The sequence below is a fragment of the Actinacidiphila acididurans genome (assembly GCF_016918855.1).
In the GTDB taxonomy this organism is placed as follows: domain Bacteria; phylum Actinomycetota; class Actinomycetes; order Streptomycetales; family Streptomycetaceae; genus Actinacidiphila; species Actinacidiphila acididurans.
Genome location: NZ_JADKYB010000001.1, coordinates 539,888 through 553,803, shown reverse-complemented (window position 1 = coordinate 553,803; position 13,916 = coordinate 539,888). Strand labels below are relative to the sequence as shown.

The window sequence follows — 13,916 nt, the reverse complement described above, 5'->3', positions numbered from 1 at the left end:
TGGAGCCGTCAAGTGAAAGCAGCCGTCATCAGCGCCCCCGGCACCGTCGGCATCGAGACCGTGGACGACCCCACCCCCGGCCCCGGCGAGGTCGTGGTGCAGGTCGCCGCCTGCGGCCTGTGCGGCACCGATCTGCACATCCTGCAGGGCGAGTTCGCCCCCACGCTGCCGATCGTGCCGGGGCACGAGTTCGCCGGCGAGATCGTCGCCGTCGGCGCCGGGGTGGCGGACCTGGCGGTCGGCGACCAGGTGGCCGTCGACCCCTCGCTGTACTGCCACGAGTGCCACTACTGCCGCATCGGCCGCAGCAACCTGTGCGAGCGGTGGGCCGCGATCGGGGTGACCGTGCCCGGCGGCGCCGCCGAGTACGCCGCCGCCCCGGCCGCCAACTGCGTCAAGCTCCCCGAGCACATCCGCACCCAGGACGCGGCCCTGATCGAGCCGTTGTCCTGCGCGGTACGCGGCTACGACATCCTGCGCTCCTCCCTGGCCAGCCATGTGCTGATCTACGGCTCGGGCACCATGGGCCTGATGATGCTGGAGCTGGCCAAGCGCACCGGCGCCGCGACCGTGGACATGGTCGACATCAACGAGGAGCGCCTGGTCACCGCCCGGCAGCTGGGCTGCAGCCGGGCCGCCACCAGCGCCGACGAGATCACCCGCCCGCGCGACTGGGACGTGGTCATCGACGCCACCGGCAACGCCGCGGCCATCCAGGACGCGCTGGGCCGGGTCGGCAAGGGCGGCACCTTCCTGCAGTTCGGCGTGGCCGACTACGCCGCCCGCGCCACCATCGAGCCGTACCGGATCTACAACCAGGAGATCACCATCACCGGCTCCATGGCGGTGCTGCACAGCTACGAACGGGCCGCCGAGCTCTTCGCCGGCGGCGTCCTGGACCCGGAGGTCTTCATCAGCGACCGCCTGCCGCTGGTGGACTACGCCGCCGCGCTCCAGCGGTTCCAGGCCGGCCAGGGCCGCAAGATCCAGGTCCTGCCGTAGTACGAGCCGCCCCGTACGGGCGACAATCGGGCACCGCGGCTGGCGCCGGGCGGCGCGGACGGCCACGCTGGACGGGAACCGCGGAGGAAGGGGGGCGCGCGGCGGGGCGAGGAGGACAGCGTGAGGATCGTCGTATTCGGGGCCAACGGGCTGACCGGACGCCAGATCGTCGCGCAGGCGCTGGCCGCCGGCCACGAGGTGACCGCGTTCGTCCGCTCGCCGGCCAAGGCCCCCGCGCCGCACCCGCTGCTGACGGTGGCGATCGGCGAGGTGACCGACGACCAGGACGCGGTGACCATGGCAATCAGCGGACAGGACGTGGTGGTCAGCGCGCTGGGCGGCGAGCGGACGATCACGGGCCTGATCAAGCCCACGGTGATCCGGGAGGCGACCCCGGTGATCGTCCGCGCGATGGAGGAGGCGGGGGTGGACCGGGTGGTGTTCCTGTCCGCGTACGGCGTGGGCGAGACCGCCGACCGGGCACCGCTGCCGCTGCGCACGCTGTACAAGGTCTTCCTCGGGCCGGCCTTCGCCGACAAGGTGGTCGGCGAGCGGGTGCTGCGCACCAGCGGCCTGGACTGGACCCTGGTCTACCCGGCGACGCTCACCAACGGCCCGCGCACCCACCGCTACCGCACCGGCGAGCACCTGGACCTCGGCACCCTGGCCAAGGTGTCCCGGGCGGACGTGGCGGAGTTCATCCTGCGGGAGGCCGTCGAACGCGCGTACCTGCACAAGATCGTGGTGGTCGCCGAGTAGGGCACACTGTCCCGGCGGCGTCCGTACCGGACGCCGCCCGCGGTACGGGACAGGGAGGGGACGGCCCGGCGATGAAGGTGATCCTTTTCGGTGCCTCCGGAATGGTCGGGCAGGGCGTGCTGCGCGCCTGCCTGCTGGATCCGGAGGTGACCGAGGTGGTGGCGGTGGTACGGCGCCCGCTGGAGCGCGGCGGGCCCAAGGTGCGCGAGGTGGTGCACGACGACTTCACCGACCTCTCGGCGGTGGCCGGGGAACTGCGCGGGGCCGACGCGTGCTTCTACTGCCTGGGGGTGTCGGCGGCCGGCCGCGGTCCCGAGGAGTACGAGCGGATCACCTACGGCTACGCGCTGGCCGCCGCCCACGCGGTCGCGCACCCGGAGCTGACCTTCACCTATGTCTCGGGCGAGGGCACCGACAGCACCGAGCGCGGCCGGTCGGCGTGGGCCCGGGTCAAGGGCCGGACCGAGAACGTGCTGCTGTCGATGGACATGCGGGCGTACATGTTCCGGCCCGGCTGGATCCAGCCGGTGCACGGCGAGCGGTCCCGGACCCGCTGGTACCGGGTGATGTACGCGCTGACGTCGTGGCTCTACCCGGTGCTGCGGCGGGTTTTGCCCGGTCATGTCACGACCACCCATGAGCTGGGCCGGGCGATGCTGGCGGTGGTGCGGCTGGCCGGCGGGGGGCCGCATGTGCTGCGCAGTCCGGAGATCAACCGGCTGGGTGCCTGAGCCGCGTCCGCGGGCATGTCGGAGAGTTGTGGCACCCCGGGCCGTGTCCGCGGACGCGGCCCGGGGTCGCACGCGTTGGGCCGATCGGGCGTTCGGGCGGACTTGTATGACGATATGCATGACAGGGGCAGGTGCCGGGCACAGAAAGCCTCATGACGGAGATCGGCCTGCCCGCGGGCGTACGAGCCTGCCTGTTCGACCTCGACGGGGTGCTCACGCCCACCGCGAAAGTGCATGCCGCGGCCTGGAAGCAGATGTTCGACGACTTCCTGCGGAACCTGCAGGGGGACGACTTCCGGCCGTTCGACGCCCACGAGGACTACGACCGGTACGTGGACGGCCGGCCGCGGGCCGACGGCGTCCGCACCTTCCTGGCCTCGCGTGACATCGAACTGCCCGAGGGCGAGGAGGACGACCCGCCGGAGCGGCAGACCGTGCACGGCCTGGGCAACCGCAAGAACCTGCTGGTGCTGGAGAAGATCAGGACCGAGGGGGTGCAGCCGTACCCGGGATCGGTGCGTTACCTGGAGGCGGTGCGCAAGGCGGGGCTGCGCACCGCCTGCGTGTCGTCCAGCGCCAACGCCCGCGACGTGCTCGCCTCGGCCGGCCTCACGGACCTGATCGACGTACGGGTGGACGGGCGGCTCGCCGCGGAGCGCGGCCTGCGCGGCAAACCCAAGCCGGACACCTTCCTGGCGGCCGCCGAGGAGCTCGGCGTCGCCGCCGAGCAGGCCGCGGTGTTCGAGGACGCGCTGGTCGGCATGGACGCCGGCCGGTCCGGACGGTTCGGCTACGTGGTGGGCGTGGACCGGGTGGGCCAGGCCGACGAACTGCGCAGCCACGGCGCCGACACGGTGGTCGCCGACCTGGCCGAGCTGATCGGAGTGACCGCGTGATCACCGACCCGGCCTTCACGGTCACCCCGTGGTCGCTGCGCGAGTCCGAGCTGAACCTGGAGCTGCTGCCGCAGAGCGAGTCGGTGTTCGCCCTGTCCAACGGCCACATCGGCTGGCGCGGCAACCTCGACGAGGGCGAGCCCAACGGGCTGCCCGGCTCCTACCTCAACGGCCTGTACGAGCTGCACCCGCTGCCGTACGCGGAGGCCGGCTACGGCTACCCCGAGTCCGGCCAGACGGTCATCAACGTCACCAACGGCAAGCTGATCCGGCTGCTGGTGGACGACGAGCCGTTCGACCTGCGCTACGGCACCGTGCGCTCGCACGAACGGGAACTGGACCTGCGGGCCGGGGTGCTGCGCCGCACCTGCGAGTGGGTCTCGCCGGCCGGGCGGGCGGTGCGGGTGCGCTCCACCCGGATGGTGTCCTTCCGGCAGCGGGCGGTCGCCGCGATCGCCTACGAGGTGGAGCCGCTGGGCGACCAGGTCCGGGTGGTGGTGCAGTCGGAGCTGGCGGCCAACGAGGAATTGCCGCGCATTCCCGGCGACCCGCGGGTCGCCGCCGCGCTGGAGTCGCCGCTGCAGCCGGAGGAACGCTTCGCCGAGGGCACCCGGCTGCGGCTGATCCACTCCACCACCCGCAGCGGCCTGCGCGTGGCGGCCGCGGCCGACCACCGGGTGGCCGGCCCCATCGGCACCACCCAGCTCTCCTCGGAGTCCAGCGAGGACGTCAGCCGCCTGACGATCACCTCGGTGCTGGAGGCCGGGCAGCGGCTGCGGCTGGAGAAGTTCGTGTCCTACGGCTGGTCGGCGACCCGCTCGCTGCCCGCGCTGCGCGACCAGGCCGACGCGGCCCTGGTCGGCGCCCGCGACACCGGCTGGACCGGGCTGCTGGACCAGCAGCGCGAGTACCTGGACGACTTCTGGGAACGGGCCGACGTCGAGGTGGACGGCGACACCGAGGTGCAGCAGGCGGTGCGCTTCGGCCTGTTCCACGTGCTGCAGACCGGGGCCCGGGCCGAGGAGCGGGCCATCCCGGCCAAGGGCCTGACCGGTTCGGGCTACGACGGGCACACCTTCTGGGACGCCGAGACATTCGTGCTGCCGCTGCTGTCCTTCACCGCGCCCAAGGCCGCCGCCGAGGTGCTGCGCTGGCGCCGCAACATGCTGCCGGCCGCACGGGACCGGGCCCGGCAACTCGGCCTGGAGGGCGCCACCTTCCCGTGGCGGACCATCAACGGCGAGGAGGCGTCGGGCTACTGGCCCGCCGGGACCGCCGCCTTCCACATCAACGCCGACATCGCCGACGCGGTGGTCCGCTACGTGGCCACCACCGGCGACGACGCCTTCGAACGGGACACCGGTCTCGAGCTGCTGGTGGAGACCGCCCGGCTGTGGCGCTCGCTGGGGCACCACGACCACGCGGGGGCGTTCCACATCGACGGCGTCACCGGGCCCGACGAGTACAGCGCCATCAGCGACGACAACGTGTTCACCAACCTCATGGCGCAGGCGAACCTGGTGGCCGCGGCCGACGCCGCCGAGCGGCATCCCCGGCACGCGGCGGCGCTCGGTGTCACCGACGAGGAGACCGCGGCCTGGCGGGACGCGGCGGCGGCGATGACCCTGCCGTACAACGACGACCTCGGGGTGCACGAGCAGTCCGCGGGCTACACCCGGCACCAGATGTGGGACTTCGCGGCCACCGACCCCGACCACTACCCGCTGATGCTGCACTACCCCTACTTCGACCTCTACCGCAAACAGGTCGTCAAACAGGCGGACCTGGCGCTGGCCATGTACCTGCGCGGCGACGCCTTCACCGCCGAGCAGAAGTTCCGCAACTTCGCCTACTACGAGCCGATCACGGTCCGCGACTCCTCGCTGTCCGCGTACTGCCAGTCGGTGATCGCGGCCGAGGTGGGCCACCTCCAGCTCGCCTACGACTACCTGGGCGAGTCCGCGCTGATGGACCTGGAGGACCTGGAGAACAACGCCCGCGACGGGCTGCACATCGCGGCGCTGGCCGGCACCTGGACCGCGCTGGTGGCCGGGCTGGGCGGGATGCGGCTGTTCCACGGGGAGTCGATCCGGTTCGCGCCCAGGCTGCCTGACGCGCTCAGCCGGATCGCCTTCCGGCTGCTGTTCCGCGGCCGGCGGCTGAAGGTGGAGGTGCACCGCATGTCCGCGACGTACACCCTGGCGCACGGCGATCCGCTGGAGATCCTGCACTACGGCAAGCCGTTCACGCTGACCCAGGACGCGCCCGTCACCCGGTCGCTGCCGGACCTGCCGGCCCGCCCGCACCCCGCCCAGCCGCCGGGCCGGCCCCCGCTGCGCCGCCCGCACCAGAGCTGACGCGCGGGGCCGGGACCCGTGGCGGCGCGGCTCACAGCCAGCCGCGCCGCTTGAACAGCACGTACAGCCACAGCACGATCGCGGCCATCAGGCCGATGGCGGCCGGGTAGCCCCACACCTGGTGCAGTTCCGGCATGTGGTCGAAGTTCATGCCGTAGATGCCGGCGATCAGGGTGGGCACGGCGGCCATGGCGGCCCAGGCGGAGATCTTGCGCATGTCGTCGTTCTGCCGCACGCCGACCTGGGTGAGGTGGGCGGCCAGGATGTCCGACAGCAGCCGGTCCAGGGCGTCCCCGGCGTCGTTGGCGCGGGTGAGGTGGTCGGCGACGTCGCGGAAGAAGGGTCGGGTGCGCGGCTCGACGTGCGGCACCTCGCCCGACGCCAGCCGGGCCATGGGCTCGGCGAGCGGGCCGGTGGCGCGCCGGAACTCCAGCACCTGCCGCTTGAAGGCGTAGATGACCTCGGCGAGCTGGGCGGACCCGCCGGCGGCCGGGGCGAACACCCGCTCCTCCAGCTCCACCAGGTCCGCCTGGAGGTCGGCGGCGATCTCCAGATAGGAGTCCACGACGCTGTCGCAGATCGCGTAGAGGACGGCGACCGGGCCCAGCCACAGCATCTCGGGGGTCTCCTCCATGCGGGAGCGCACGTCGGCGACGGTCGCGGTCGGGCCGTGCCGGACGGTGGCCACGAAGGAGTCGCCGATGAAGACCATCAGCTCGCCGGTGCCGACGGTGTCCGCCCGGTCGTCGTAGCTCAGCGGGTGCAGCACCGTGAACAGGGCGTCGTGGTAGAGCTCCATCTTGGGGCGCTGGTGAGCGTGCAGGGCGTCCTCGACGGCGAGCGGATGCAGCTTGAACGCCTGCGCCACCTGGTCGAACTCCTCCGTGGTGGGCTCGGCCAGGCCGATCCACACGAAGGACTCGTCACTCTCCCGGGCCCTGGCCAGGGCATCGGGCAGGCTGTCCAGGTCCTCGTGGGTGTCCGTGCGGCGCCCGTCCCGGTAGACGGCGCAGTCCACGATCATGCGCTGCTCCCTTCCCGGCCGGTCTCCCGCCGGCCCTTTTGTGCTCGCGCCCGGCCGGACCGTACGGCGGTCCGCCCGGTCCGGCCGGTTCGCCCGCTCAGGCGGGCACGGCGACCGGCAGCAGGCCCGCCAGGGCCAGGTCGCGCAGCAACCGGTCCGGGGTGAGCGGCAGTTCGCGCAGCCGCAGCCCGGTCGCGTGGTGCACGGCGTTGCCGATGGCCGCCGCGGTGCCGACGATGCCGATCTCCCCGATGCCCTTGCTGCCCATGGGGTTGAGGTGCTCGTCGGCCTCGTCGATCCAGTGCGCCTCGATGCTCGGCAGGTCGGCGTTGACCGGCACGTGGTACGAGGCCAGGTCGCGCTCCGCGTAGTCGCCGAAGCGGGGGTCCATGGTGCTGCCCTCGCTCAGGGCCATGCCCAGGCCCATGGTCATGGCGCCGATGAACTGGGAGCGGGCGGTGACCGGGTTGAGGATCCGGCCGGCGGCGTACACGCCGAGCAGCCGCCGGACCCGCACCTCGCCGGTGACGGTGTCCACGGTGACCTCGGCGAAGGTCGCGCCGAACGCGTGCCGGGCGTACGGCGACGGTGCGGTGGCCTCCTGCACGGTGTCGGCGCCCACGCTCATGCCCTCCGGCGGAAGCAGCCCGTCGTGCTCCTCCAGCCGCTCGGTCAGCTCGGTGCACGCCTTGTGCACCGCGCTGCCCCAGGAGGCGGTGCCGGACGAGCCGCCGGCCACCGGGGCGGCCGGCAGCCGGCTGTCGCCGAGGTCGAGCCGGACCCGGTCCGGCGACGTGCGCAGCGCGGAGGCGGCGATCTGGGCGAGCACGGTTCGCGCGCCCGTGCCGATGTCGGCGGCGTTGACCGCGACCGTGAAGGTGCCGTCGGGCGCGGCCGTGGCGGTGGCGTGCGACGGCATGAAATACACGGGATAGGTCGCGGCGGCCACTCCGGTGCCGATCAGCAGGTTGCCCTCGCGGCGGACGGCGGGTTCCCGGTCGTCCGCCCGCCAGCCGAAGCGACGGGCGCCCTCGCGCAGGCACTCGGCCAGGTGGCGGCTGCTGAACGGGCGGCCGGTGTCGGGCTCCCGCTCGGTGTCGTTGCGCAGCCGCAGTTCGATCGGGTCCGCCCCCACCGCGACGGCCAGTTCGTCCATCGCGGACTCCAGCGCGTACATGCCGGGCGCCTCGCCGGGGGCGCGCATCCACGACGGGGTGGGCACGTCCAGTGCGACGACCCGGTGGATCGTGACGCTGTGCGGCGAGGTGTACATCACCCGCGCGGGCACGGCGGCCTGCTCGACGAACTCCTTGACGGTGGAGGTCTGGGTGATCGCCTCGTGCTCGAGTGCGGCGATCCGGCCCTGCGCGTCGGCGCCCAGACGCACCCGCTGCAGTGTGGGCGCGCGGTGGCCGGTGACGGCCGGCAGGTGCCGGCGGGGCAGGGCGAGCTTGACCGGGCGGCCGGTGTGCCGGGCGGCCATGGCGGCGAGCACCACGACGGGCCGTGTCGTGCCCTTGCTGCCGAACCCGCCGCCGACGTACTCGTTGATGACCGCGACCTGGTCCTCGGCCAGGCCGAACAGCGCGGCCAGGTCGTTGCGCACGTCGGTGGACCCCTGGTTGGAGTCGTGGGCGACGAGCATGCCGTCCTCCCAGTACGCGGTGCTGGCGTGCGGCTCCATCGGGTGGTTGTGCAGCCCGGTCACCTTGTATGTGCCGTCGACGCGGACGGCCGAGGCGGCGTGTGCGGCGCCGAAGTCGCCGCGTTCGCGTACCCCGGGGTGACCGCCGTTGGCCGTCTCGGGCGTGTACAGCTCCGGGTGGCGGGCGGTGAGCAGCACGTCGTGCGGCTCCTCGGCGTAGTCGATGTGCAGGGCGGCGGCGCCCTCCCGGGCCGCCTCCGGCGACTCGGCGACGACCAGGGCGACGGGCCAGCCGCGGTGCGGGACCCGGTTGTCCTGGAGCACCCACAGGGTGGGATCGGCGCCGGGCAGCAGGCGCGGCGCGTTGTCGTGGGCGAGGACGGCGGTCACACCGGGGACGGACAGGGCGTCCTCGCGGTGGACGGCGGTGATCCGGCCCCGCGCGATGCCGGCCCCGACCGAGCGGGCCCACAGGCAGCCGGGCGGGGTGTGCTCGGCGGCGTAGCGGGCGGCGCCGGTGACCTTGGCGCGGCCGTCGCGGCGGGCGGTGGGAGCGCCGAGAGGGTCGCTCGCGGCCCGGGCGCCAGCGGGACCGCCGTTCGTACCGCGGCCGTCGGTGCCGCGCGCGTTCGTACCGCGGCCGTCGGCGTCGCGGCCGTTCGCGCCGCGCGCGTTCATGCCGCCGCTCCGGCGGCCCGTGCGGCGAGCGCGCTGAGCACGTCCACCGCGAGGTTGCGGGCGAGCTGCACCTTGAAGGCGTTGTCCCGCAGCGGGCGGGCGTGCACGAGTTCGGCGTCGGCGGCCTGGGCGAAGGCGGCGGGAGTGGCGGGCGCGCCGAGCAGTACGGTCTCGGCGGCGCCGGCCCGCCACGGCCGGTGGGCCAGCCCGCCGAAGGCCAGGCCGACGTCGTGCACCACTCCGTCGCGCACGTCGAGCACGGCGGCCACCGAGGCCAGCGCGAAGGCGTACGAGGCGCGGTCGCGGGCCTTGCGGTAGAGGGACGGGCCCATGGGCGGGGGCAGTTCGACCGCGGTGATCAGCTCGCCCGGCCGCAGTTCGGTGTCGCGCTCGGGGCGCTCGCCGGGCAGCCGGTGGAAGTCGGCGACGGGCAGGGCGCGTTCGCCGTCCGGGCCGAGCAGGTGCACAGTGGCGCCGAGCGCGGCCAGCGCGACGGCCATGTCGGAGGGGTGGGTGGCCACGCACGCCTCGGAGTGGCCGAGCACCGCCAGATCCCGGTGCACCCCCTCGATCGCCGGGCAGCCCGAGCCCGGCAGGCGCTTGTTGCAGGGCTTGCCCGGGTCCTGGAAATACAGGCAGCGGGTGCGCTGCATCAGGTTGCCCGCGGTGGTGGCGACGTTGCGCAACTGCCCGGAGGCCCCGGCCAGCAGCGCCTGCGACAGCACCGGGTACCGCTCGCGTACGGCGGGGTGGGCGGCCAGGTCGCTGTTGCGGACCGCCGCGCCGATCCGCAGGGCCCCGCCCGGGCCGGACTCGACGCGGTCCAGCGGCAGCCGGCTGACGTCGATCAGGGTCTGCGCGGACTCCACGCCGAGCTTCATCAGGTCGATCAGGTTGGTGCCGCCGGCCAGGAACCGGGCGCCGGGGCGCGCGGCGTACTCCTGGACCGCCTCGGCCGGGCTGTGCGCGCGCACGTAGGCGAAGGGCTTCACGGGGTGGCTCCGTCCTGGAGGTGCCGGGGGTCCCCGTCCGGCCGGCCGGCGGCGTCCCCCGGGGCCCGGCCTGCGTCCTGGACGGCGGCGACGATGTGGGCGTACGCGCCGCAGCGGCACAGGTTGCCGCTCATCCGCTCCCGGATCTCCTCGGCGGTCAGGCCGGGGCGGCTGCCGGGCGCGGTGACGAGCGAGGGGTGGCCGGCGGCGAGTTCGCCGAGCATGCCGACGGCGGAGCAGATCTGGCCGGGGGTGCAGTAGCCGCACTGGAGGGCGTCGTGGTCCAGGAACGCCTGCTGGACCGGGTGCAGCGTCTCGCCGCCGGGGCCGGGCGCGGCCAGTCCCTCGACGGTGGTGATCCGGGCGCCGTCCTGGGCGACCGCGAGGAGCAGGCAGCTGTTGGCGCGCCGCCCGTCGATCAGGACGGTGCACGAGCCGCACTGGCCGTGGTCGCAGCCCTTCTTGGTGCCGAACAGGCCCAGGTGCTCCCGCAGGGTGTCCAGCACGGTGGTGCGGTGGTCCAGGGTGAGGGTGCGCTCCTCGCCGTTGACCCGCAGGGTGACCGCCGAGCGGTGCTCGGCCCGCGGCGGGGCCTCGGGATGGGCCCGCTGCCGGGTGGATCCCGCTCTCGCGCCTTTGCCTGCCACGGCCACGTCCTTCCCGTTTCCCGCTTCCCGTTTCCCGCTGAGTCGCGTCGGTGTGCCTGCTGCCCCCGGCCCGCCCGCGCATTCCCCCGCCGAGCGCTCCCCTGCCAGGCTCACCGGCCCGGCCGCCCGCCGCGCCCCGGGCCGCGCCGACCGGGTGACGCCGCCGTGACACAGCCGCCGTGACACAGCAGTGACGCAGCAGTTCGTGAACTGCCTGTCCGGCGCTCGACCGCGGCTGTCAGACTTCTGCCGTGCCCGATTACGACATGCTGGTCATAGGTTCAGGTCCTGGCGGTCAGAAGGCCGCGATAGCGGCGGCCAAGCTCGGCCGCACCGCGGCGGTGGTGGAACGCCCCGACCGGGTGGGCGGGGTCTCCCTGCACACCGGGACCATCCCCTCCAAGACCCTGCGCGAGGCGGTGCTCTATCTCACCGGCCTCAACCAGCGCGACCTGTACGGACAGAGCTACCGGCTCAAGGAGGACATCACCGTCGCCGACCTGACCGCCCGCACCCAGCACGTGGTGGGGCGTGAGGTCGACGTGGTGCGCAGCCAGCTGAGCCGCAACCAGGTGACGCTGCTGCCCGGCACCGGCCGCTTCGTCGACGACCACACCGTGGCGGTGCGCGACACCGCCGGCCGCGACCGGCTGGTGACCGCCGAGCACATCGTGATCGCCACCGGCACCCGGCCGGCCCGCCCGGCCAGCGTCGAGTTCGACGACGTGACCGTGATGGACTCCGACAGCGTGCTGAGCATGGAGCGCGTGCCGCGGTCCATGGTGATCGTCGGGGCCGGGGTGATCGGCATGGAGTACGCCTCGATGTTCGCCGCCCTCGGCAGCAAGGTCACCGTGGTCGAACAGCGCGAGGAAATGCTGAACTTCTGCGACGGCGAGGTCGTGGAGGCGCTGAAGTACCACCTGCGGGACCTGGCGGTCACCTTCCGCTTCGGCGAGACGGTCGCGGCCGTGGAACGGCACGAGCGCGGCGCCCTGACCATCCTGGAGAGCGGCAAGAAGATCGCGGCGGACGCGGTGATGTACTCCGCCGGACGGCAGGGCCTGACCGACGCGCTCGACCTGGACAAGGCGGGGCTGACCGCGGACAAGCGGGGCCGGATCGCGGTGGACGACAACTACCGCACCGCGGTGCCGCACATCTACGCGGTCGGCGACGTGATCGGCTTCCCGGCGCTGGCCGCCACCTCGATGGAGCAGGGCCGTACCGCCGCTTACCACGCGCTGGGCGAACCGGTGCACGGGCTGCAGGACCTTCAGCCGATCGGGATCTACACCATCCCCGAGATCAGCTTCATCGGGCGCACCGAGGACCAGCTCACCGACGCCCAGATCCCGTTCGAGGTGGGCGTGTCCCGCTACCGCGAACTGGCCCGCGGGCAGATCATCGGCGACGCCCACGGCATGCTCAAGCTGCTGGTCTCCCCCGCCGACGGCCGCCTGCTGGGTGTCCACTGCTTCGGCACCGGCGCCACCGAGCTGATCCACATCGGCCAGACCGTCATGGGCCTCGGCGGCACCGTCGACTACCTGGTCGACGCGGTCTTCAACTACCCCACGCTCGCCGAGTCCTACAAGGTCGCCGCCCTGGACGTGACCAACAAGATCCGCCAGATCGACCGCATGTCCGGCTGAGGCGGGGCCTTCGCGCTGCGCAGGCGGGTCGGGGCCGCCCGGTCCGATCAGCGTGCCGACGGCAACCCGTCGTGCTTCCCGCCGTCGCCTGCGGTCGCCTCCCTACCCGCGTGGTCAGCCCTTGAACCGTACGGTGCGGGGACGTATCCGGCGGACCACGGCGGTACGGGCACCCGCCACCGCGCGGGCGGCGACCAGCGCCTGCCAGGCGGCGTCGGCATCATGGTGCCGCCGGTGCAGCGTGACGGCGTCGCGGTGGGCCTTGAACGCGGCCCGTGACCACGTGACCGACCGTACCTGGCCGGCCAGTGCCGTCAGTGCCGCGGCGTCATCGGCGGTGACCGCCTCGCCGGCCAGGCGGGCATACCTCTGCGCCTGTTCCAGCCGGGCGAGGGCGGCCGGCCGGTCGCCGCGGTCCTGCCATGCCGCCGCAGCGGCGCCCCGCAATTGCGCGGCGGCGTCCGCGGGCCGGCCGCGCCGGTCCCATTCGGCGGCCGACCGCCCGGCCCGGGTCTCGCGGGTCTTCGCGCCCTCCTCGCGGGCCCGCCGGTAGGTGGTCCACCAGCCGGGAACACCGGTGTCCTGGGCGATGAAGAGTGCGGCCGCGGCGGCGGCCTCCGCGTGGTGATCCCACGACATGAGCGTTTCGACGGCCGGGGCGCAGCACCTCTCGAGCAACGCGATCGCCTGCCGGCCCCGGTCCGAGTCGCGGTCCGTCCGGTGCAGTGCCTCCACGGCGGACTCGGCCGCCACCAGCAGCAATTGCGCCCCCGCCACGTTGTCGGCTGCCGAACGGCTCCTGACCAGCCAGGCACCACGTGCCCGCAGGGCCCGCGCGATCTGGAACGGATCGCCGGTTTCGCGGGCGAGGGCCTCGGCCTGACGGCCGTAGTCCTCGCCGGCCGCCGGCCGGAACCGGTGCTCGGTCAGATACATCAGGGCGTCCAGTTCCCGCTCCCGGTCCCCGGTCCGCCGCCACAGTGCCAGGGCGCGTTCCTGGGCCTGCGTCGACCCGTCGGAGAACTGGGACATCCTGCTGAGCCCGGACGCCACCCGATCGGCCGCGGCCGCGACGTCGCGGTCCCGTTCGCCCTGATGGCCGTGCTCCGGCGCTTCCACGTCGCCGGCCACGTCGAGCAGGGCGGACAGCACGTCCATCGCCTTGTCGACGGCGGCAGGGGTGACCCACCCGTGGTGAGCCCAGTCGCCACCGCTGTGCCCGCCATGCCCCCCATGGCCGCCGTCGTGGCCCCCGCCGTGCCCGCCGCTGTCGCCGCCGTGTCCCCCGCCGTCCATCGCGTCCTCCCCGTGGCTCGGCCTCTTCCGTCCAGCTTCCCCTGCCCGCCCTGGCCACCCGTACCGGTGACCGGACCGGTACACACGTCTCGGAATCGTGACCGGCCGTACGGCCCGGCGGCCGGCCCGGGCCAGGGACCGTCGGTCACCGGCGTGGTCGCCACCGCCGTCGCCCCGGCCGGCCGGGAGCACTTCCGGCGCGGCAGCCCGAGTCGGGACGCGCCCCGAAGGGGC

General features: G+C 73.7%; 11 protein-coding genes. 6 read left to right on the top strand and 5 right to left on the bottom strand.

The features are described 5' to 3' along the window. The first annotated feature begins 12 nt into the window (after positions 1 to 12). The 5 genes from ITX44_RS02425 to ITX44_RS02405 all read left to right on the top strand — a co-directional run bounded on the left by ITX44_RS02425 (position 13) and on the right by ITX44_RS02405 (position 5,745). Positions 13 to 1,002: a zinc-dependent alcohol dehydrogenase family protein gene (locus ITX44_RS02425; RefSeq protein ID WP_205355249.1), complete on the top strand. Its 990-nt coding sequence runs from the start codon at positions 13 to 15 to the stop codon at positions 1,000 to 1,002. A gap of 120 nt (positions 1,003 to 1,122) precedes the next feature. After that, the gene (locus ITX44_RS02420) at positions 1,123 to 1,761 is read left to right on the top strand and encodes an NAD(P)-dependent oxidoreductase (RefSeq protein WP_205355248.1); all 639 of its coding nucleotides are present in this window, start codon (positions 1,123 to 1,125) and stop codon (positions 1,759 to 1,761) included. Between the two features lie 71 nt (positions 1,762 to 1,832). Further along, complete coding sequence (locus ITX44_RS02415) at positions 1,833 to 2,492, top strand: NAD(P)H-binding protein (RefSeq protein WP_205355247.1); 660 nt, start codon at positions 1,833 to 1,835, stop codon at positions 2,490 to 2,492. Positions 2,493 to 2,644: 152 nt separating this feature from the next. Further along, positions 2,645 to 3,388, top strand: a complete 744-nt coding sequence (locus tag ITX44_RS02410) for an HAD family hydrolase (protein ID WP_205355246.1) — start codon at positions 2,645 to 2,647, stop codon at positions 3,386 to 3,388. After that, positions 3,385 to 5,745 carry a glycoside hydrolase family 65 protein gene (locus ITX44_RS02405; protein WP_205355245.1) on the top strand — a complete coding sequence of 787 codons (2,361 nt, stop codon included), beginning with the start codon at positions 3,385 to 3,387 and terminating at the stop codon, positions 5,743 to 5,745. The genes ITX44_RS02410 and ITX44_RS02405 overlap by 4 nt, the downstream gene beginning before the upstream one ends. Before the next feature lie 31 nt (positions 5,746 to 5,776). Here the strand turns inward: ITX44_RS02405 and corA are convergent, their stop codons facing one another. The 4 genes from corA to ITX44_RS02385 all read right to left on the bottom strand — a co-directional run bounded on the left by corA (position 5,777) and on the right by ITX44_RS02385 (position 10,731). Then, entirely contained in the window at positions 5,777 to 6,769 is a 993-nt protein-coding gene (corA, locus tag ITX44_RS02400; protein WP_205355244.1) for a magnesium/cobalt transporter CorA, read from the bottom strand. 97 nt (positions 6,770 to 6,866) lie between these two features. Then, positions 6,867 to 9,092: a xanthine dehydrogenase family protein molybdopterin-binding subunit gene (locus ITX44_RS02395; RefSeq protein WP_205355243.1), complete on the bottom strand. Its 2,226-nt coding sequence runs from the start codon at positions 9,090 to 9,092 to the stop codon at positions 6,867 to 6,869. After that, positions 9,089 to 10,084, bottom strand: a complete 996-nt coding sequence (locus ITX44_RS02390) for an FAD binding domain-containing protein (protein ID WP_205355242.1) — start codon at positions 10,082 to 10,084, stop codon at positions 9,089 to 9,091. The genes ITX44_RS02395 and ITX44_RS02390 overlap by 4 nt, the downstream gene beginning before the upstream one ends. After that, the gene (locus ITX44_RS02385) at positions 10,081 to 10,731 is read right to left on the bottom strand and encodes a 2Fe-2S iron-sulfur cluster-binding protein (RefSeq protein WP_205355241.1); all 651 of its coding nucleotides are present in this window, start codon (positions 10,729 to 10,731) and stop codon (positions 10,081 to 10,083) included. The genes ITX44_RS02390 and ITX44_RS02385 overlap by 4 nt, the downstream gene beginning before the upstream one ends. Before the next feature lie 251 nt (positions 10,732 to 10,982). On the opposite strand from ITX44_RS02385, the gene sthA reads away from it, so the two are divergent. Continuing rightward, the gene (sthA, locus tag ITX44_RS02380; RefSeq protein WP_205355240.1) at positions 10,983 to 12,386 is read left to right on the top strand and encodes a Si-specific NAD(P)(+) transhydrogenase; all 1,404 of its coding nucleotides are present in this window, start codon (positions 10,983 to 10,985) and stop codon (positions 12,384 to 12,386) included. A 114-nt stretch (positions 12,387 to 12,500) separates the two neighbouring features. Here sthA and ITX44_RS02375 read toward each other — a convergent pair whose 3' ends face one another. Further along, entirely contained in the window at positions 12,501 to 13,682 is a 1,182-nt protein-coding gene (locus ITX44_RS02375) for a hypothetical protein (RefSeq protein WP_205355239.1), read from the bottom strand. Positions 13,683 to 13,916 lie beyond the last annotated feature (234 nt).